Source organism: Methanosarcina subterranea (assembly GCF_055385895.1).
Map to the genome: position 1 here is coordinate 4,781,134 of NZ_AP042426.1, position 19,717 is coordinate 4,800,850.

17 protein-coding genes are annotated in these 19,717 nt (G+C 43.3%); 12 read left to right on the plus strand and 5 right to left on the minus strand.

What is annotated here, in order from left to right; translation table 11 throughout:
* Positions 1 to 15 precede the first annotated feature (15 nt).
* From ACZ5A8_RS20815 to ACZ5A8_RS20825, 3 genes are all read left to right on the plus strand, one after another.
* Positions 16 to 861, plus strand: coding sequence for a hypothetical protein (locus ACZ5A8_RS20815; protein WP_464531295.1), 846 nt, complete (start codon positions 16 to 18; stop codon positions 859 to 861).
* A 45-nt stretch (positions 862 to 906) separates the two neighbouring features.
* The gene (locus ACZ5A8_RS20820; RefSeq protein ID WP_464531297.1) at positions 907 to 1,194 is read left to right on the plus strand and encodes a YunC family protein; all 288 of its coding nucleotides are present in this window, start codon (positions 907 to 909) and stop codon (positions 1,192 to 1,194) included.
* A 481-nt stretch (positions 1,195 to 1,675) separates the two neighbouring features.
* Positions 1,676 to 2,746: a methyltransferase domain-containing protein gene (locus ACZ5A8_RS20825; RefSeq protein WP_464531298.1), complete on the plus strand. Its 1,071-nt coding sequence runs from the start codon at positions 1,676 to 1,678 to the stop codon at positions 2,744 to 2,746.
* A 142-nt stretch (positions 2,747 to 2,888) separates the two neighbouring features.
* Here the strand turns inward: ACZ5A8_RS20825 and truA are convergent, their stop codons facing one another.
* Complete coding sequence (gene truA / locus ACZ5A8_RS20830) at positions 2,889 to 3,698, minus strand: tRNA pseudouridine(38-40) synthase TruA (protein WP_464531299.1); 810 nt, start codon at positions 3,696 to 3,698, stop codon at positions 2,889 to 2,891.
* A gap of 11 nt (positions 3,699 to 3,709) precedes the next feature.
* Positions 3,710 to 4,660 carry an ArsR/SmtB family transcription factor gene (locus ACZ5A8_RS20835; RefSeq protein ID WP_464531301.1) on the minus strand — a complete coding sequence of 317 codons (951 nt, stop codon included), beginning with the start codon at positions 4,658 to 4,660 and terminating at the stop codon, positions 3,710 to 3,712.
* A gap of 199 nt (positions 4,661 to 4,859) precedes the next feature.
* On the opposite strand from ACZ5A8_RS20835, the gene ACZ5A8_RS20840 reads away from it, so the two are divergent.
* Positions 4,860 to 5,930 (plus strand): formate--phosphoribosylaminoimidazolecarboxamide ligase, encoded by a 1,071-nt coding sequence (locus ACZ5A8_RS20840; RefSeq protein ID WP_464531302.1) that lies wholly within the window; start codon positions 4,860 to 4,862, stop codon positions 5,928 to 5,930.
* 194 nt (positions 5,931 to 6,124) lie between these two features.
* On the opposite strand, the gene ACZ5A8_RS20845 is transcribed toward ACZ5A8_RS20840, so the two are convergent.
* A complete protein-coding gene (locus ACZ5A8_RS20845) occupies positions 6,125 to 6,988 on the minus strand; it encodes a helix-turn-helix transcriptional regulator (protein ID WP_464531303.1) in 864 nt (287 codons plus the stop codon).
* Positions 6,989 to 7,563: 575 nt separating this feature from the next.
* Between ACZ5A8_RS20845 and ACZ5A8_RS20850 the strand changes: the two genes are divergently transcribed.
* The 7 genes from ACZ5A8_RS20850 to ACZ5A8_RS20880 all read left to right on the plus strand — a co-directional run bounded on the left by ACZ5A8_RS20850 (position 7,564) and on the right by ACZ5A8_RS20880 (position 14,345).
* A complete protein-coding gene (locus tag ACZ5A8_RS20850) occupies positions 7,564 to 8,907 on the plus strand; it encodes an ATP-binding protein (protein WP_464531305.1) in 1,344 nt (447 codons plus the stop codon).
* Between the two features lie 211 nt (positions 8,908 to 9,118).
* Positions 9,119 to 9,607 (plus strand): 3-isopropylmalate dehydratase small subunit, encoded by a 489-nt coding sequence (locus ACZ5A8_RS20855; protein WP_229389466.1) that lies wholly within the window; start codon positions 9,119 to 9,121, stop codon positions 9,605 to 9,607.
* 95 nt (positions 9,608 to 9,702) lie between these two features.
* Positions 9,703 to 10,830, plus strand: coding sequence for an isocitrate/isopropylmalate dehydrogenase family protein (locus ACZ5A8_RS20860; RefSeq protein WP_229389464.1), 1,128 nt, complete (start codon positions 9,703 to 9,705; stop codon positions 10,828 to 10,830).
* 496 nt (positions 10,831 to 11,326) lie between these two features.
* The gene (locus ACZ5A8_RS20865; protein ID WP_464531306.1) at positions 11,327 to 11,698 is read left to right on the plus strand and encodes a DUF190 domain-containing protein; all 372 of its coding nucleotides are present in this window, start codon (positions 11,327 to 11,329) and stop codon (positions 11,696 to 11,698) included.
* A gap of 57 nt (positions 11,699 to 11,755) precedes the next feature.
* Positions 11,756 to 12,454 (plus strand): ferredoxin--NADP reductase, encoded by a 699-nt coding sequence (locus ACZ5A8_RS20870; RefSeq protein WP_464531308.1) that lies wholly within the window; start codon positions 11,756 to 11,758, stop codon positions 12,452 to 12,454.
* A gap of 213 nt (positions 12,455 to 12,667) precedes the next feature.
* Positions 12,668 to 12,985 carry a hypothetical protein gene (locus ACZ5A8_RS20875; RefSeq protein ID WP_322224298.1) on the plus strand — a complete coding sequence of 106 codons (318 nt, stop codon included), beginning with the start codon at positions 12,668 to 12,670 and terminating at the stop codon, positions 12,983 to 12,985.
* Positions 12,986 to 13,304: 319 nt separating this feature from the next.
* A complete protein-coding gene (locus ACZ5A8_RS20880; protein WP_464531309.1) occupies positions 13,305 to 14,345 on the plus strand; it encodes a class I SAM-dependent methyltransferase in 1,041 nt (346 codons plus the stop codon).
* 228 nt (positions 14,346 to 14,573) lie between these two features.
* On the opposite strand, the gene alaS is transcribed toward ACZ5A8_RS20880, so the two are convergent.
* Both alaS and ACZ5A8_RS20890 read right to left on the minus strand, forming a co-directional pair.
* The gene (gene alaS, locus ACZ5A8_RS20885; RefSeq protein WP_464531310.1) at positions 14,574 to 17,351 is read right to left on the minus strand and encodes an alanine--tRNA ligase; all 2,778 of its coding nucleotides are present in this window, start codon (positions 17,349 to 17,351) and stop codon (positions 14,574 to 14,576) included.
* 686 nt (positions 17,352 to 18,037) lie between these two features.
* Positions 18,038 to 18,298 (minus strand): YhbY family RNA-binding protein, encoded by a 261-nt coding sequence (locus ACZ5A8_RS20890; protein ID WP_464531312.1) that lies wholly within the window; start codon positions 18,296 to 18,298, stop codon positions 18,038 to 18,040.
* Between the two features lie 387 nt (positions 18,299 to 18,685).
* Here ACZ5A8_RS20890 and ACZ5A8_RS20895 point away from each other — a divergent pair, with 387 nt between their 5' ends.
* Positions 18,686 to 19,483 carry a helix-turn-helix transcriptional regulator gene (locus ACZ5A8_RS20895; RefSeq protein ID WP_464531313.1) on the plus strand — a complete coding sequence of 266 codons (798 nt, stop codon included), beginning with the start codon at positions 18,686 to 18,688 and terminating at the stop codon, positions 19,481 to 19,483.
* The last annotated feature ends 234 nt before the right edge of the window (positions 19,484 to 19,717 follow it).

Below are 19,717 nucleotides of genomic sequence, written 5' to 3' on the forward strand. Positions count from 1 at the left end.
CGAATAAGATAAAGGATGAATAAAAAAGAGTTGACACCTTTGAAACTGTATCACCTCCCCTTAGCCAGTCTTTTACTGGCAACTCTCCTTACTCCTGCCCTCCTGGCAGAACCCTGTTCTGCAGCCTTTATTCCTGACAATAACATTACACTGGAAAGAAGTGAAATTACATGGAATTACGACGAAAAAATTACAGATAACGAAGCTATTTTTTTCAGAAATCTAATAGACAAAGAAACAGGTAATAACGACAATTTTGTTAATGCCTGGGAAATTCTGAAAATGGAGGTTCTTTTAAAGGACAGAATGGAGAAAGCCATAAAAGAAGAACCTGATGTAAGGCTCAACGCGACTTCAGATACTGTTGAATTAAGGGAAGTAGAGTTCTGGATCTCAAAAGAAGCTCTTGGAAGAACTGAAAAGAGCCCGTCAATTACAAACCTTGCCAGTGTAAGCTACAGTTTCAAAGAAGAAGCAGGTCCCGGAACAGACATAAGGCTAATGGGCACTCCGAACTCAAGTGTTACAATTACTCTCCCGCAAGGCCTTAATGCAGAATTAACCGAAGGGCTTGAAAACAAAAGCCTTGGATTTGAAAATAACCGTACATTACTGAAAGGAAATTTCGGTCCTGAAAAAAACATTACTTTATGGCTTTCGGAAAATGAAAGCTTTAAAGCCGAACTGCTGAACATGGAAATGAATAAGGATCAGAGCAAGGAGAATAAAAGTGCGGAAAACGAGAACGGAACCGGAGAAAACAAAACTCTGGCTGCTGGAGAAAAAACTGGAGCCAGTTACTCCTCAGGGTTTTTCAAAAATATCTTCAAAGAAATTAACCGGAGCCTGACCGCAGCCTGAACTGAGCCCAAAAGTTAATCTTGCTTGAAGCTTATTCAGAAAAACATGCTCATCGAACAGATTCCACTTAAAAACGGATGCGTACTTGGCCTCCGATTTGAAATGCAGAAGTATCCTCTGATGACCATAAGGGCAGAAAAGGGTTTTCTGATGTGCGGCTACCTGAATGTCAGTGCTGCGGAAACACTCGGAGATGTGGCAGCAAAAGTGAAAGGTGTACAGAGTTTCGAAGATATGCTCAAAGCCACTGTTGTTGAGGTAACAAAATTTGCCAGAGAGCTTGGAATTGAGATAGGGATGACTGGTAGGGAAGCCCTGGAAAAAATGTTTTGAAGAATATAACCCGCTTCACTGATAGAGGTTTTACATATTGGAATCCTGAATATGGGACCCTATACCTGATATATTACGATTAATATCTCAAAGGCTGCCACTGTTCAGGCAACTTTTTCTTACATATACTGTTTTTGATCTCAACATTCCTCAAAGAATCCGCAAATAGCCCGCAGGTTTAAACACGAATTAAAAACGAAATTAAACACGAATTAAAAACGAAATTAAAAACGAGATTAAAAACGAGATTAAAAACGAAATTAAAAACGAGATTAAAAACGAGATTAAAAACGAAATTAAACACAGACCTAAATGAAACACAGTTTTAACACAACTTTAAATTCATGATATTTTGTATTTTATTCCCTAACCCGCAAGAAATTATTTTGAATCGCTTCAAGCATTTTCAATCGAGTCAAGCTATTTCAAACTGCCTGAAGATTATTTCGAACGATATAAACCAACTTATTTCTGATCATCAATGCTATACGCTTTTGAACTCTCTGGAGAACACGAAGAACTGCCAGCTGCCGAAGTCACTGCCTGCCTCAAAATAGAAGGGCTTGATTTCCGGCCCCATATAAGGGTTGACCAGTGCCTTATAGTGGACATAGCAGGCAAAGAAGAGGATGTTGAAAAAACCCTGACAGGCACTGTGACCGAAAGGCTGGCAATGACTCACCATGTACTGAAAGTTGTCGGGATTGCCGAAAACAATCCTGATGCCATTCTGGAGCTTGCTGAGACCTTCGAACCTGCAAGATATATAAAAGAAAGGGAAAGCTTTGTTGTTAGGGCAAAGAGGATCAAACATCACGTTGACTTTCCGTGCGAGTACCTGGAACAGAAGATTGGAGGGTGTATTTACAAGAAAGGCTTCAGGGCAAACCTGAAGAGCCCTGATGTGGAATTTCGGCTTATCCTGAGTGAAAAAGCCGTACTCGGGACTCTCCTGTCCTCAGTTGACAGGAGCGCATATGAAGCCAGGACTCCCCAGAACAAGCCTTTTTTTCACCCTGGCGTACTTATGCCAAGAGTTGCCCGAGCCCTTACAAATTTATCCGGGATAAAGCCGGGAGAGCTTTTCCTTGACCCTTTCTGCGGTACTGCGGGAATACTTGTAGAAGCCGGGCTTGTAGGTGCAAGGGTCATAGGGGTTGATGCCCAGGAAAAACTTGTCCTCGGGGCTCACATGAACCTTGAAGCCTATAAACTGGACTACATACTGATGGAGGGGGATGCCTGCAGGATTCCGTTAAAAGATTCCACAGTCGACGCAGTTGTCACTGATCCACCCTACGGCAGGTCGGCAGCAATACTTGCCGGGTCCTTAGAAGAGCTATATTCCGGCGCTCTTATAGAAATCCAGCGTGTCCTGAAACCCGGAGGTATTGCGGTGGTTGTCTCGGATAAGACGGCATTCGAGTACGGGGAGAAGGCTGGACTTAAGGTTCTTGAGATCTATGTCCAGAGAGTGCACAGGAGCCTTACACGAATAATAACTATTTTCCAGAAAGATAAGGATCTGTATTCCGGAGAAATGAAAGAGTAAAAAGCGGTAAAAGGAAAAAACCTGGCAAAGGCAAAAAATGGAAATAATGAAAACTAAGGGCGAAAAGAATAGAGTAAGGTAGAAATGATTAAAAAAGGAGAGTAAAGATAGAAAGGTGAGAAATCACCTTTAAAGGAACTTTTCACTCACGGGAAATCAATTCCCCAAGCACTTCAGCCATGACCCTGTGCCTGAGAATACGTTTATGGTTGTGCTCACCTGCCCGCCTGATTGAGTAATTGTCTTCGATCCATTCTATATTTTCTCCGTAGTTTACTCCCATAAGGGTTAACCCATAGGCAGGAGCCGGCTCAATTCCTTCTTCATAAATGTCGGGATTCAGCATCTGGAGCAGCCAGTCATTATCACGCACACCTTTTCCGATCATTGAAAGAGCGGTCACTATTTTTCGTACCATGTTCCAGAGAAAACTGTTGCCGACGACGTCAATCTTTGTAAGTTCACCATCTACACGGGCATTGATTCTCTCCAGAGTACGGACCGTACTTTTTTCTCCGTTTGACCTGGAGAAATTTTCAAAATCATGGGTTCCGAGCAGCAATTTTGAAGCTTCCCTGATCTTCGAAATGTCGTAACCTTCACCGCTCATCACGTAACGGTAGTGTCTGGAAACCGCACTCCTCCTGGCATCGAAATCAAAGGGAACTTCCGAATGAGCCCATGCCCACACGGTTGGAGGAAGTTCGGAGTTGATAACTCTGGGAATTGCCAGATTGGGTTTATCCGTATCAAAAGCGACGACCTGTCCGAGGGCATGAACCCCGGCATCAGTCCTGCCCGCACATGTATAGTTAGCAGATTTGGGGCTTTCGATAAGCCTGAGGTTCCGAAGAGCTTTGAAGAGTTCTTTCTCCACGGTCTCGATATTCGGCTGAATCTGGGACCCATGAAACTCGGTGCCTATGTATGCAAGTTTTAAAGCGACTCTCATACAATCCCTGATTACTTGGTCTTTTTCTTATAATAGACTTCTCTTACAATCATTAAAAATATTACAAAAGTACACCCGAAAAGGAACCAGACACCTGGGTGAAGAGAAAGTGAGTCATAAAGCCCGTGTACCCCTCCGAAATGTGTAAGCCCTTCGGGAGGGACTGGGGGTAGTCCCTGACCAGAATCCAGTTCTTCAGGAATGGAAACTTCAGCACTCTCTGCCTCCAGAGTAGTTTCCACTCCCGAAGAAAGGTTTTCTGCGCCTGCGCCATCCATTGCCTGCTCTCCTGCAAATGTATCAGTGCTTACATTCATCACTTCCTCTTCTGGAACTGACTGGTCAAAAGTAGAATCCGGGCTCTCTGCCTTCGGGCTCAGGCTCTCATCTCTAACATTCTCCATAATTGTTGCTTCGGGATAAGTCTCATTTACCGGCCCCTTAACCCCCATCCGCAAAGGAGCAGTAGCATCAATGATACTTTTTGCCCTCAGATAGGCTGAGAGGTACTCTATGCCTGCAGCTGCAAAGACGGCTGCTCCTATAACTCCGATGTATTTCTGCAGCAGACTTATAATGGAAAGCTTATCCATTGAGCTCCTGGAGGGGACAAGCACAATTAATTTTTCCATTGATTCATAAATCTTGATCTGTCGTCCTTTCTGGCTCCATTTTATCTGTTTTACCTTAATCAGGTCGGATTCAACCAGAGAATCAAGGTTATATTTGACCGTGGTGAGGGGGAGATTCAGCTCCTCTGCAATATTTGTTGCAGACATGCTTTTTTTTCCGAGAAGTTCGAGGATCTTCAATGATGTTTCATTGGAAAGGATCTGAGTGAGTTTTCTGGAGTCTCCGTTCACAGGGAGAACAAGTACCCTGTTGTCCTGCTCCCCGAGTACAGGTCCCTGGGGAGGCTCGCCGGTTTCAGATAAACCGTCTCTATCTTCAAGCCCGTTCATGCGTATTTCCTGAGTTAAAAACCTTCTTATAAGTAATTTTTAATTATACTCTATACTGTACTTTGGACCGATCTTAATATAAAGTTTTATTTTTTACGGGTTATTATAGATCCACTACTATATTTATATATAGAATCCTGCCCTTAACCTTAAATACAACATTGTATATTCTAATCTAAATTTTCCGCTGGTAGCAATCATGATAACAAAACAGCAGGTTCTTGAATTTCTGAAAAATTACGATTTAGAAAACATTACTATTGCAACAGTCTGTTCTCACTCAAGCCTTCAAATCTTTGACGGGGCGCGAAAAGAAGGCTTCAAAACTCTGGGGATCTGTGTTGGCAAACCACCCAAGTTCTACGAAGCATTTCCCAAAGCAAAACCTGACGAGTACCTTATTGTTGAAAGCTATGCGGACATAATGAATAAGGCTGAGGAACTCAGAAAGAAAAATGTGATCATTATCGCACATGGTTCGTTTGTTGCTTACCTGGGTACGGAGAATTTTGCAAAGATAGCTGTGCCTACCTTCGGGAACCGGGCTGTACTGGAATGGGAGTCGGACCGGGATAAAGAACGGGAATGGCTGCTTGGAGCAGGCATCCACATGCCCGGAAAAATAGATGACCCTCACGATATCAACGGGCCTGTAATGGTCAAGTACAACGGTGCAAAAGGAGGCAAAGGTTTCTTCGTTGCAAAGACCTATGAAGAATTCGACGAGCTCGTAGACCGTACCCAGAAGTACACAATCCAGGAATTCATTACCGGGACCCGTTACTACCTGCACTACTTTTACTCCCCGATCCGGGATGAAGGCTATACTTTAAGCGAAGGCAGTCTTGAGCTTCTCAGCATGGACCGCAGGGTAGAATCCAATGCCGATGAAATCTTCAGGCTTGGCTCTCCCAAAGAACTTGTAGAAGCAGGTATCCGTCCGACATACGTGGTTACAGGAAACGTGCCTCTCGTTGCAAGGGAGTCCCTCCTGCCTCTGATCTTCTCCCTTGGAGAAAGAGTGGTTGAAGAATCCCTTGGCCTTTTCGGCGGGATGATAGGGGCTTTCTGCCTTGAAACCGTCTTCACGGATGAGCTTGAGATCAAGGTGTTTGAGATTTCAGCCAGAATCGTTGCAGGGACAAACCTTTACATTTCAGGTTCCCCTTATGCGGACTTGATTCAGGAAGATCTCTCTACCGGAAGAAGAATAGCTCAGGAAATAAAAGAGGCAGCCCGGACAAACCAGCTGGATAAAATAATATCCTGAAGTTGCTGAAGTATTTCGAAATTGCTGAAATATTCCAAAGTTGCTGAAATACTCTGAAGCTACTGAAGTAATCTGAAATTGCCGGAATCTTCAAAAGCTTCCAAATAATTATATTTTTCATTAGGTTTTCAGGATTGAAATGCTTTTTTAATCCTGAATCTCCCTGATTTCTCAAATAGGAGATTTTTCACAGATCAGAGTGTTTTCCATATCTGAGTTATTTCCATATCAGAGTTATTTCCAGAGATCGGGAAATTATTTTTCTCTCTTGAGACCTTTCTGGAAAGTCCCCTGTAGTACATAAAAAGTTCTTTACCCCACTCTATCGCCTCACTTTCGGAACTTATCAGAAGATTTCGGTCAAGTTTTCCTTTTTTATTGAGGAGCAATAATGCCATAAACCTCTCAGTCACAGTAAGTGAAACTACGGACGAAGTATTGTAATATATATAGAGGTTCGAGTTTTTCGGCAGCAGTAAATCTTCGGTTTCCTCAAGATGAGGACTGAAAACCCTTTCAAAAAGATTTTTTGTAAAAATAAAGGTAGAATCCGTTTTTTTCTTCAAAAAATTCTGATCAAACCCTGAACAAGAAGGCTGGAAAAACGAAGAAAAATACATAACTTCTGTTGATTGTTTAAGGTTATTTACGAATTCTTCAGGCGGCTCAAACATCCTGTTAAGCTGGGGTTCAATCACCTTATATTGAGACAACTTCCCAAGTTTCAAACGTAAAAAAGAAGGGATTCCTGTAAGATCTTTGTGTGCCCAGTAATCAAGATTATCTTCAAAAACCTCGAAAGCCCCTATCAGGGGAGCCATTTTTTCAGTGATAATCAATCCAATCGTAGAAAGTTCGTAATTTTTATTTTCCTGCTCGATCAGCCCCTTTTCCGTTAATCTTTTTATTTGAGGAAGGACTGCGGTACAGGAAGAGCCCAGAAGCTCCGTAATTTCCTCAATATTTTTTGATCCGTCCTTGAGAAAAAGCAGAATTTTTCTTCTTTTATCCGACCTCAAAAGCAGATCTATCAGCGTAGATTTCTGAAGAGAATCCACATCTACCACCACCAGACTATAGTAAATACACGGCTGTTACACAGACATGACTATACACAGACATTAGGCTGATTCCTGCCGGGGCAGCAAAACCCTGTCTCAGCCTTTTGCCCAAAACCGGATGCCTATCTCTGTTATGAACTATAACTCCCCTTAAGTAATATCTGTCAGGCTGCAAGATTTCTCCCGTGTTTTCTTGAAGCCGACATAGAAATTTTGGCACAAATTGCCAGCAAATTAATAATTGCGCAGAATCAAGCGTACATTCTGCGGAACTTACTTTTATCCCGCGAATAAATAAATATTTCTATTCAGAAAAAACACACATCGGGTTTTTCGTTTCGACCTGAGCATTTTTGAAAAAATAGGAGCATCAAGAAGAAGACCGGTAATCAAATAAATAGTAAAACCATATTCAACAATATAATGAGGCGGAAACTCAAAGCAACATTTAAAACGAGATTAAAAAATACTAAGAACAAAATTCAGGTCTGAAAAACTTAAAAATCAGGATTTTTATCTCATCCAATCTAAACAAATTATTTTAAGTAGTTGCCAGTCCGATACTATTAAAGATGCCTAAAGGTGAAAATAAAGAGTTCAGGCCTGCTTTTGAGGGAAAATTCAGCGGGTCATTGCGTGTGTTTGGTAATGAAGAAAATGATGGAGAAGGGCTCCTGTTTCTTGGAAATTATATGGCGCTTGACCATTCGAGGGGAGCTGCCGTTTATCTGGATGCGCTTAAACCTCATGCTGTTTTGATCTGTGGGAAAAGAGGATACGGGAAATCCTATACCATGGGGTGCATGCTGGAAGAACTAGCCATTCTCCCTCCTGCGATCAGGGGAAAACTTGCATCCCTTATCATCGATACTATGGGAATATTCTGGACAATGATTTATCCAAATACTTCCGAAACGGGGAGACTGAAAAGCTGGAGTATTGTGCCCACTGGGCTCAAGACTGAGGTCTTCGTGCCATCAGGAAAGGTTGAGGCTTATAAAAAGCGAAACATAGAAGTAAAGCCTTTTTCAATTTCAATTCGGGAACTCTCCGGAAGCCAGTGGTGCAGGACCCTCAAGATTGAAGAAGTTTCTCCTCTCGGGATTCTGCTTGTAAGGACTGTTGAATCCCTCCGGGAGAAAGGCGAGACGTATTCTTTTGAGGATATTATCAGTGAGATATTCCTGGATACGCGTTCGGATTCAGCATCAAAAGGGGCTGCTGAAAACTATTTCAGAGCTGTGAAGTCATGGGGCCTGTTTTCAAAGGAAGGGACCCTTCTGTCAGAACTAATATCAGGGGGCAGGACAACAGTCCTTGATGTAAGCTCCCTTGAAAATGAAAACGTCTGCGCTGCGGCAGTATCAATTCTTGCGGGCAGGCTTTATGCAGAGAGGCTTGAAGCAAGAAGAGCTTATGAAAAAAAGCAGATGGGAGAAAAAACAGAGGGAGAAGAGTTTCCGATGGTCTGGCTTTTCATAGATGAAGCCCATATCTTCGTTCCCGCCGGGAGAGAAAGCCTTGCTTCGGAAGTGCTTATTAATCGCTGCCTCAGGCAGGGTAGGCAGCCCGGACTCTCTCTTGTACTGGCAACCCAGAGACCAGCAAGCCTTCACCCTGATGTTGTCTCGCAGAGCGACCTTCTTATCTGCCACCGCCTCACTTCAAGTGATGATATCCTTGCCCTTGAAACCTCCAGACCCCTTTATATGCAGGAGAGCCTCAGGGCATACCTGAAGAAAATGGGGAGTGAAAGGGGAGCTGCATTGATAGTAGATGACCATTCAGAGTCTGTCCATATGGTACGTATCCGCCCCAGAAGAAGCTGGCACGGAGGAGGAGAGCCAAGTGCCCTTGAGCCGTGCAGAGAGGAAAAAGAAGAGACAGCAGCTCAAAACCCGGATCAATTAACTTAAGGCAGAGCATTTGTTTACCAAAGTTTTTCGGGTAAGAGAAGTCACAAAAAGGCAGAAATTGTTAACCTGTTCTGTAACCTGTCAGAAAATAATTTTAAATATTACCTGTGATACTTCAACCCTGTAAGTTTAGCTGAGTTACAGGCTGTGAGCATTTTATCAACAGCATTTATATCAACAGCACTAATTACAGCAAATTACTGGTGATTTTATGAAAGGAAGAGCCTGGAAATTCGGAGATGACGTGGATACGGATGCAGTAATTTCCGGAAGGTACCTGATTTTCAATACCCCGGAAGAGCTTGCTAAGTATACATTTGAAGGTGTACGCCCTGATTTTGCAAAAAATGTTCATGAAAATGATATCGTGGTCGCAGGAAGCAATTTCGGGTGCGGATCCTCGCGCGAACATGCACCCCTTGCCCTTAAAGGGTCAAAGGTATCCTGTGTGATCGCAAAATCTTTTGCAAGGATCTTTTTCAGGAATGCAATCAACATCGGAGTCCCGGTCCTTGAATGCCCTGATACGGACAGGATCGATGACGGAGACGAACTTGAAGTAGACCTTTCAACAGGGGTCATTCAAAACAAAACAAAAGGAGAGACCTATCAAGCAACCCCCCTTCCGGATTTTGTCCGCGAGATAGTGGATAAGGGAGGGCTTATAGAGTATGCCCGGAAAATGGTCTCTGAGCGCTGAGAAACAGGAAATCTGTCCAGAGACAGACCTGATCCACGTTTGACATCTCGCAGTAAGAAGGCAGTTTTGCCTGTAAATTTGAAAGGAGTACAAACATGACGCAGTATAAGATTCCGGTCCTCCCCGGAGATGGGATAGGCCCAGAAATCATCGCCGAAGGTAAAAAAGTAATAGATGCCGCGGGCGAGAGATTCGGTTTTGATGTAGAATGGATTGAATATCCGCATGGAGCAGACCATTACCTGGAAACGGGAGAACTGATTTCGGAAGAGACCTTAAAGGAATTATCCGGCTACCCTGCCATTTACCTTGGCTCCATCGGAGACCCGAGGATTGCCCCCGGGATTCTTGAAAAGGGAATCTTATTAACTGCGCGCTTTTATTTTGACCAGTACGTCAACCTGCGCCCGATAAAACTCCTGGAAGGAGTCTGGACCCCAATCAAGGACAAGACCTCAAAAGACATCGACTTTGTCGTGGTCAGAGAAAACACCGAAGACTTTTATGTAGGAATCGGCGGCAGGGCAAAAAAAGGAGAGAGTAAAGACCTCCTTGAAGTCAAAAGAACACTTTACTCCGCAAAATTCGGCCTTGATATAGAGACCGACAGCGAAGAAATAGGGTACCAGATCGGCCTGATCTCCAAAGAAGGTACAAAAAGGGTTATCGAGTACGCCTTTGACCTTGCCGAAAACCAGAAAAAACACGTCTCATCTGTTGATAAGGCAAACGTTCTTTCCGATATCTACGGCTTATGGAGAGAAGAGTTCAGTGCAGTTGCTGAAAAGCATCCTGGCGTTACCACGGACTTCAACTTCGTTGACGCCATTACAATGTGGTTTGTGAAAAACCCTGAATGGTTCGATGTAGTCGTAACCCCGAACATGTTCGGAGACATTATCACCGACCTTGGCGCCATGATCCAGGGCGGCCTCGGCCTTGCCCCGGGCGGAAACATCAACCCGAACGGCACAAGCATGTTTGAGCCAATCCACGGTTCAGCCCCGAAATACAAGGGACTCAACAAAGTCAACCCGATTGCCACAATCTGGGCAGGCTCAATGCTCATAGAACAGCTCGGAGAAAAGGAAGCTGCAGACAACATAGTCAATGCAATCCAGAGAAATATCCTGGACAGTAAAGTCAAAACCTATGACATGGGCGGCAGAAGCAGCACTTCCGATGTAGGGAATGATATTGCAAGGATAATAAAGGGAGAATAATTCAAATCTCCCCCATTACATTTTCTTTTCGAATTAACGTAGAATTGCCGGAATTTTCCGACTCTTTTTTGAGAATTCAGAGCTATTTTTGGGATTCAGAATCATTTTTGAGATTCAGAATCATTTTTGATCAAATTTATCTCCTGTATGGGAAAATAAAAAATAAAATTAGTTTTTTCAAAAGACTCACACTCACCTTCAAGTTTAAAGCACGATTAAAAAATGAGGTTTAAACATGTCTTCCACACTTCTCCGCATATACCTGAAACCCACTTTCCGCAGATGTTCTTTCAATTTCCATAATTTTTCCTGCTATCGTTTTTTCTGAAAACCGTCCTGGTTACTCAAACATGTGTTTTTGAAATATCCCACAATTTTCGCTCTTTTGCCTGCATTGAAAACTTCCAGCACCCATTTCCCTAAGCTTCAATTGGGATAATACCTACAGATTTTTGAATAATTCTCCAAAAACGATAACAGGAAAAATGTTATTTTTTTGAAGACATCTGCGGAAGGTCGGCTGAAACAAAACTCAACCTACCACGGCAAATCTGTCCATGAAGCAGTCCTCAAACTTTTGCGCGATTCCAGCATTAGCGGCGCAACTCTGCCCAGAGGAATTGAAGGTTACGAAACGGATGGGAAGATTCACACCTTAAAAATCCTGGAGTGGAGCAATGAACTTCCAGTAGTTGTGGAGGCGGTTGGCGATGAAGAAAAAGTCAGGGCTCTTGTTCCGAAACTGCGAGAAATTGTAGGAAAAGAGCTTATGACGATGCAGGCGGCAGAGATTCTTAAACCGGCCTGTATTTTTTGTTTTTCGAATTCTAAAAGAGGAGTCGATAACCTTTATTATTTATCGACTTAATATGATTATAGAGAGATACGCCTTTCAGGTAACCGTCAATTAGCATGGGTGAAGAAAATGACTTTTGAAACTATTGTAGTTGAGACCATCCAGAGAACACCTGATATAAAGAGTATAAGGTTTGAAAAGCCTCAGAGGTTCCATTACCTTGCTGGCCAGTATGTATTCATAACTCTAGGCGACGGTCCTGACAGGATTACAAAACATTTTACATTATCCAGTAGCCCTACTGAAGGCTTCCTTGAGATAACTAAGAGGCTGACAGGCCATCCCTTCTCGAATGCTCTGGCAGGCCTGAATTTGGGTGACAGGGTTTCTATAAAAGGGCCTTATGGCGCCTTCACTTTCCAGGGAGAGTATGATAAGGTAGGCATGCTCTCAGGAGGCATAGGTATAGCTCCACTGCGAAGCATGATCAAATATTCGGTCGACCAGGAGTTGAATGCCAGCATAATCCTGTTTTACTCTAATAGCCGTGAGAGTGATATAGCCTTCAGGGATGAGCTGGAAGGTATGCAGAGGGAGAACCCTAATATAAAAGTAATTGAAACGATTACCAGACCCGGACTGGACTGGAAGGGAGTGATGGGAAGGATCAATGCCGAAATGGTAAAAAAATTTATGCCAGATTATATAGAACGCACATTCTATACAAGCGGCCCACAGAAGATGGTAGATGCAATGGTCTCGCTTTTAAGGGAGATGGGAATACCGAAGGAGCAGATAAAGCAAGAACGTTTTCCCGGCTATGATTGATTCGTCAGCAGGGTCCACTAAAGCAAAGATTGAAATTCTTTTTTCAAAGACGCAGAATTATACTGAGATATTCGAGAGCAAAGTCCACCAGAACAGGGATCGAGAGAAAAAAGGATCTGGACTATAGACAAAAGAGATATATGCAACAGAATATATAATATTATACGAATATTTAGAAGGGCTGGAATTTTTTCCGGTCATACAGGGGGAAACATGGACAATAAAGAGGATCAGAGAATGATTGGGGTCTGTCCGAACTGTGGAAAACCTTTCAGGATAGAGTCAGAAGGTGGCGGAGAGGAATGGCGCTACTGTGCGGATGTCTGCATAAATCCTGCAGCAATACCGACAGGTGCGAGGCTTATGGCGGATCAGGCTACATTACGCTTTGTAGATGGAAATATGAATGAGTACATGCGGGATGAATACATCAAAACTCACGGTATTGATCCTCTGCCTATCTGGAGAGCGATCGAAAAATGGCGTGAAGAACAGATGGAGAAATGGAAAACGGAATCCAGTATTTGCTAATTCTAAGCTATTTTCACTTTTTTAATTTTTATTATTATTATTATTATTATTATTAGTTATTTAGTTATTTACTTATTTATTTAGTTATTTACTTATTTATTTAGTTATTTACTTATTTATTTAGTTATTTACTTATTTATTTATTTATTTATTTATTTATTTGTCATCCATGATCAATTGAAAACATATGTGAAGACAGAAATGTTGGATTTACAAGTAATCTCTACTAAAATATGGTATGTGATTTAGGAAGAAGTACATCTCTCGCTTTTCAGTTGCCTTTAAATCTCATAAAATTCCTACTACTCCTCTGATCGATGTGGCACGGAGAAAACAATTTGAAAAACCCCTGCACGGGGATAAGGAAAGCGTGCGCTTTGCAACACCTGAGCCTATTGCCCGCTACAGAGCGCAGCGCCTGAGATGCAGGACTCTTGCTGATATTAGCTGCGGGATAGGAGGACAAACCGTCTTTTTTGCGCAGCAGTGCGAGTTCGTGTATGCAGTGGAAATCGACCCTAAAAAAATCGAGTATGCAAAACAGAACTGCGCAATGTACGGGCTTGACAATGTAAAATTCATCTGCGGGGACGCCCTTGACCCGAAAGTTATCGAGCAGATCCCGGCAGTAGATGTGGTTTTTTCAGACCCTTTCCGCCCTGCCGAAGAGGATGAGAGACATGTTTCAAGCCTTGAGCCTGGAATCCCGAATGTGCTTTCGGCTTATGGGGAAAAGACAGAGAATTTCGCCTTCGAAGCTCCTCCCCAGATGCCTCCGGAAAGGATTCCTTTTGATTGCGAAAAAGAGTATATTTCCCTGGAGGGGCAGCTCAACCGCCTGACTCTTTACTTCGGCGGGTTAAAACAATATGACCGGCTCGCTGTGGCTCTTCCTGCAGGCGAAGGACTGGTCTCAAAGAATATGCCGCTCCCGCAGATAAGGGAAACGGAAAGGATGAAACTCTGCGCCTATGAACCCGAACCCTCAGTAGTCGCAGCAGGGCTGTTGCCTGAGCTTATTGAATCTATGATGCAGATGGCAGGACCTATTATGGGAGCTTTTGAACTTTTCAGGGTTGATAAAAAGAGGCTTTTACTGACATCCGATGCCCTGATCAAGCAATCAATGATCAAACACCATTACCTGGTCCTGAAGGTCAGCCCCTTTGAGCCCCGAGAGATCAATAAGTTCCTGAAGGACAGGAATGTAGGAAGTGTCGTACTTCGGGCAGGCGTAAAGCCTGAGGACTACTGGGAAGTTCGAAATGAAGTAGAAAAAGGTCTTGAAGGGAAAAAAACCGTACACCTTTTTGTGAAAGATGACGTTGCGATCCTCTGTGAAGTGCTTTTTAAGGTCTGAAAAAGATAAAGAATGATAAAGAAGACAAATGAAGGTAAATGAAGGTAAAAAAAGATAAAAAACCGGGCTTTAAAACCCGGTGACAGTTTTTGGTTTGGGGCTCAATCCATTTTGATTGGCTCAATCTACTTTGACTATCTGTTTTAATCGGACCATTCGGCTGGGTTGATTTGCTAATTTTATTGAGCCGCTCAACCTGATATCGATCTGATTGATCTGTTTGATTTCTTAAGCTTCTTTGCAGGTGTCTTTCACAAGCTCAAGCCCTCTGGCAAGAGCGTCCTGAATTCTTGTGGGGTCAGTTCCGCCGCCCATTGCAAGAGCAGGCTTCCCGCCTCCGCCTCCGCCGACAATCTTTGACATCTCGCGGACAAGGTTACCGGCATTAATTCCATATTTCAGGGCTTTTTCTCCAGCAGAAGCTACAAGCTTGACACCTTCAACATCGCTTGCAAGAAGAGCGACTACGTTTTCGTGTTTCAGGAGTTCCGTAGCCATCTTCTGAAGCTCAAGAGAGTCTGCTCCGAGAACAGGTTCGGCAACAACCCTGAGGCCTGCAACCTCAGAAGCATCCCCGAGCATTCTGTAAACCCTGGACCGGGCAAGTTCTTCTTTAAGCCTTTCGTTTTCTTTCTTGAGGTCTTTCCATTCCCCGAAGAAACGTTCTACACTTACCGGGAGGTGTTCCGGAGGTACACTCAGGGTCTTTGCTGAATCAACAAGAAGCGATTCCATTTTTTGCATGGCACGCACTGCTGCAGCTCCGGCTGCAAACTCGATCCTCTCCACACCATCCTGAATCCTTTCTGCCTTCAGGATTTTGATAGGACCGATGATACCAGTACTCAGGCAGTGGGTCCCACCGCAGGCTTCCACATCATCTCCGACCTTTACAATCCTGATCTTTTCTCCAGGAGGCACTCCACCCTGATAGAGCCCGAAACCATATACCTGCTCAGCTTCAGTCCTCGGCATCCATTCCGTAACCACACGTTTGTTTTCCATAACCATGCGATTGGCAAGAAGCTCGATTTGCCTGATTTCCTGAGGAGAGATGTGTCTATAATGAGAAAGGTCAAGCCTGGAGTGGTCCTCAAACTTCTGGGCACCGGCCTGCCAGATATGTTTGCCTAGAACCTTTCGGGCGGCATCATTAACAATATGAGTTGCTGTGTGGTGCCTTGCAAGAGCCATCCTGCGCTTTTCATCGACCTTGCCGGTGATAATATCGCCTTTGGTGATCTCAAGTTCCCTGCCTGGAATATCAACTGTATGTACGATTACACCCTCATATACCTGAACATCCACAACTCTGTACACGGCATCTCCGGCAGTGATAGTTCCGATATCTGCAGGCTGCCCTCCGCCTTCCGCATAGAAGAATGTGTTGTCCATTACTATATGATTATCAAACACATCAAGGACAACCGCCTCGAATTCCAGACGGGTGGGCTCGTCATAGAAGCGGCGTTTGGTCTTAGGAAGGTGTTTGAGCCTTTCTGCAAAAGGAATTACCTGTTCTTCCTTTTCTTCAGCCTTGTTGTGCAGTTCACCAATGATGGAATAGAAATTGTCAGGGAACTCTACTTCTACCCCAATCTCGGCTGCAACTTCTTTTGCCATCTCTGGCGGTATGCCGTGTGAGTCGTAGAGTTCGGTTAACTGGGACAGAGGAACTTTTTCTCCAGTCTTCTTGAAATGGGATGCCGATTTCTGGATGATCCTGCGCCCCCTCTCCATGGTAGCGTTGAACTTTTCCTCCTCGGATTCCAGAATTTCCTGAATGACAGGGAAGTTATTCTTGAACTCAGGATACTCGGGCATATTCTTTATGTGCATATCCACGATTTCAGAGAGCGGGAGCCTGATATCAAGGTCTTTCATCATGCGAAGCGTCCTTCTCAATACAAGGCGTGCCAGGTATCCTGCTTTAACATTGGAAGGGATAATTCCGTCTCCGAGCATGAAGGTCAGGCATCGGGTGTGGTCGGTGATTGCATAGACCTTCTCTACGGGTTCCATAATAGCCGAGAGTTTGTCTACTGTCATCCCGATGCTTGAGGCAACCTTTTTCCTGAGTTCCATAAGGTTTGCCTTTTCACTGACATCCATAAACCCTGCAAGACGGGCATTCTGCGCCAGAATGTTTGCATACTCGGAGTTATTCAGTTCATGTTCAAGCCCTGCAAGCCCCATGAGCTCGTTTACTATGCCAGGGAAAAGCGCATCATAGATGGTGGGAGAACCTTTGGAAGCCCAGACAAAACGCTCGAGACCATACCCGGTGTCCACGATGTAATTGTCCATCTTCGAGTAGGTCTCTCCTTTAATCAGGATATCTCCTTTTTTGTCGGTCTTCAGGTCCATGAAAACAAGGGTAGCAAGTTCGAGCCCATGAACGATAACCTCCACACAGGGCCCGGCGTTGCCTCCGCCTGCCCACGGCTCTTCTTTGTAGGTCACGGCAAAGGGGTCGACCTTGAGAGATGTCAGGAGCTCGTCGCAGAGTTCCAGGGTATGTTCTTTCCAGTAAATTTCATTGTCCCTTTTGTTGAAAGCATGATGCGCCATCATCTCAAAGTTTGTCAGGTGGCGCCCGCTCCTGCCCACGGAGTCAAGGTCATTTAACCTGATGCAGGGCTGCGAAATTGTCAGGGGATTTGCGGGAGGTGGTACCTGTCCTGAAGTTACGAAAGGCTGGAAGTCTGCAATTGAAGCTATGGTGAGGTAAATATCATCCCTCCAGCGGGCGACCACAGGATAGCGAGCAATCCTTGTATGCCCTCTTGCTTCAAAGAAGGAAAGGTAATATTCGCGCATCTCTGAGATATCAAATTCCCTGGAAAAGACAGGGCTTCCTATGAAGGAATAAGGATCACAGGGCGCATCTCCGCATGTATTTCTTTCAGGGTCACGCGTCCAGAAGAATTTGCCGCATTTGTGGCACTGTTTCCGGACGAAACCGTTGTTTTTGAAAAAGTCAAGTTGATACTCATCTTCAAGCATAATAATCTCTCCGGATGGTGGGTGCGGTCTGCCCCGCTGCATCTCAAAATAAAAAGAAAGCAGAAGTAACCCAGCTCAACCGTCTCAGGGGGGTTTCAGGCACTTTAGTGCTTATGATGATCTAAATCGTTTATCCGTTAATTTTTATGTACAGCGGTATGGGATCAATCTCAAATAGTGAGATCCTGTGGGCTTGTGTACGAATAAACTTTTAAACTTTTACAGCTAATTTTTTCAACATAAGTAACATATAAGTAACTTACATAATACTGGGGAAATATATAATAATGTTATATAATAATTTATATTTAAACGGCCCACACTTACGAACCTTAACTATTAGAGGCACTTCTACAGAAAAACTTTGTTCTTCATTATAAAAGATAAGAATGTGTTTTTTACCTATGAAGATAAACTTCTCGCCTGTAAAATAACTCGAAAAAACGATACTTCAGGGAGAAGGTTAAATGTGGAGTATTTCGATTACTCAGACATTTTCAATTATGATACTTACATTATAATACTTACTACAATACTATTAAGGTTCCAACTTGAACAGCGCTAATCAAGTACCTTTAATCGAGTACCTTTAATCAAGTACCTTTAATCAAGTACCTTTAATCAAGCACCTTTAATCAAGTACCTTTAATCGAGTACTGCTAATTAGCCGCTTCTCCCTGAAATTATTACCTATACAGCACAACTGTCCTGCCACGTACGTCAATCAGTGTGGATCTTGTAGCTTCGGCAATCTCATCTGCAATAGTTTTCAGATCTTTTCCTTCTTCTGCGCTCTTAAGTACCCTGACCTTTACAAGCCTGTTAGCTTTTAATTTTTTATTCAGTTCTTCGATCAGAGTTTCAGTGACCCCATTCTTTCCAATATTAAGAATAGGACTTATCTTGTTTGCATCGGATTTCAGCTGATATAGTTTTTCTTTCTCCATTGCCCTTCCTCACATTGTTAATGATAAAACTCGCCTGCTAATTATAAAAAGCTCACATCATCAATGTGATTAGAAATGCACAACATCGATGAAATAATTCCTTCTACCTTGAAGCTAGTTTACCCTTGAGTATGATTTCACCCATTCTCACCAGCATCTATATCAAAGTTTCCCGGTGAGCCCAATTTAAGGTTACATCCGGTTCCCGGTTTCTTTATCAGTTACTTCATATTCACCGTACTACAGGCTTTTCGTGCTGATGGAACGGACCTGAACATGGATTCAAATAATTTCGACATCTTTATTATCGGCTTGATATTCATTAACTCTATAGAGAACCAAAACCGGAAAATAAACCCTTCTTTCACTTCCGGGCGGCGAGAGTAAATGAACCCAAACTTGCTTGATTTGATCCTGTTTTCAGAAAAGAGAAAAGCTTTTCTCCTGCTATTGAAGGAAGGACCAAAGAATACCCAGGAGATCCTTGACAGGCTTCAAGTTCCAAGAACCGCTCTCCTTCCCCAGATAAAGAAGCTGAAGGAGCAGAACCTTGTAATCCACGAAAACGGCGTGTATCGCCTCAGCCTGATAGGAGAAATTGTAATAGAAAAAATGCAGCCTCTTCTTGAGACCCTGGAGGTTTTTGAGAAAAATGAGGAATTCTGGGCAGACAGAAGGCTCACACCTATTCCCCTTCATCTTATGAAACGGATCAGCGAGCTTGGAAATTATCGCCTGATAGAACCGGACCTGAGCCATACTTTTGATCTTAACCCGGAATTCGTGAAGCATACTTCTAACTCGAACCATATCCTCATGTTTTTCTCTTATTTTCACCCGCAATTCCCTGCCTTTTTCCTGGAGCTTGCCAGAAGAGGTATTGAGATCTCCCTTGTCCTGAGCGAATCCGTATACTTACGGCTTGCAGAGGATTTCAAAAAAGAAGGGAAAGAATTTCTCAGAATGAAGAACGCGAGTCTCTTTATTCTGGACAAAAAAGAAGCGGATATCCCTGCAGTCGTTGTGTCTTCTGATAAAATAATGCTTCTGGGGTTGTTTAATGAAAGCGGAAGGTTTGATCGCCAGTATATAATTAGCTTCGAACCAGGGGCAATCGAATGGGGAAAAGATCTGTTCGAATACTTCAGAGACATGAGCAGAGAAATAAAAATTAAAGAAAAATAGGAGTTTGAGAAATAACTGTGAAAACATAATCTCAGGCTAAAAGCTATTTTTAGCTGCTCCTTTTTTAGCTGCTCCTTTTTTAGAGAATCCTTTTTTAGAGAATCCTGGTTTTTAGCCTTCTCAAATAAGGACTTTTTAGAGGATATATTCTTAAATGAAGCATTTTTAACGACTCTGTTTTTAATCAAGGCGATTATATAAAAAGTCAAGAGGATCTTCATTAACTTTAAATAT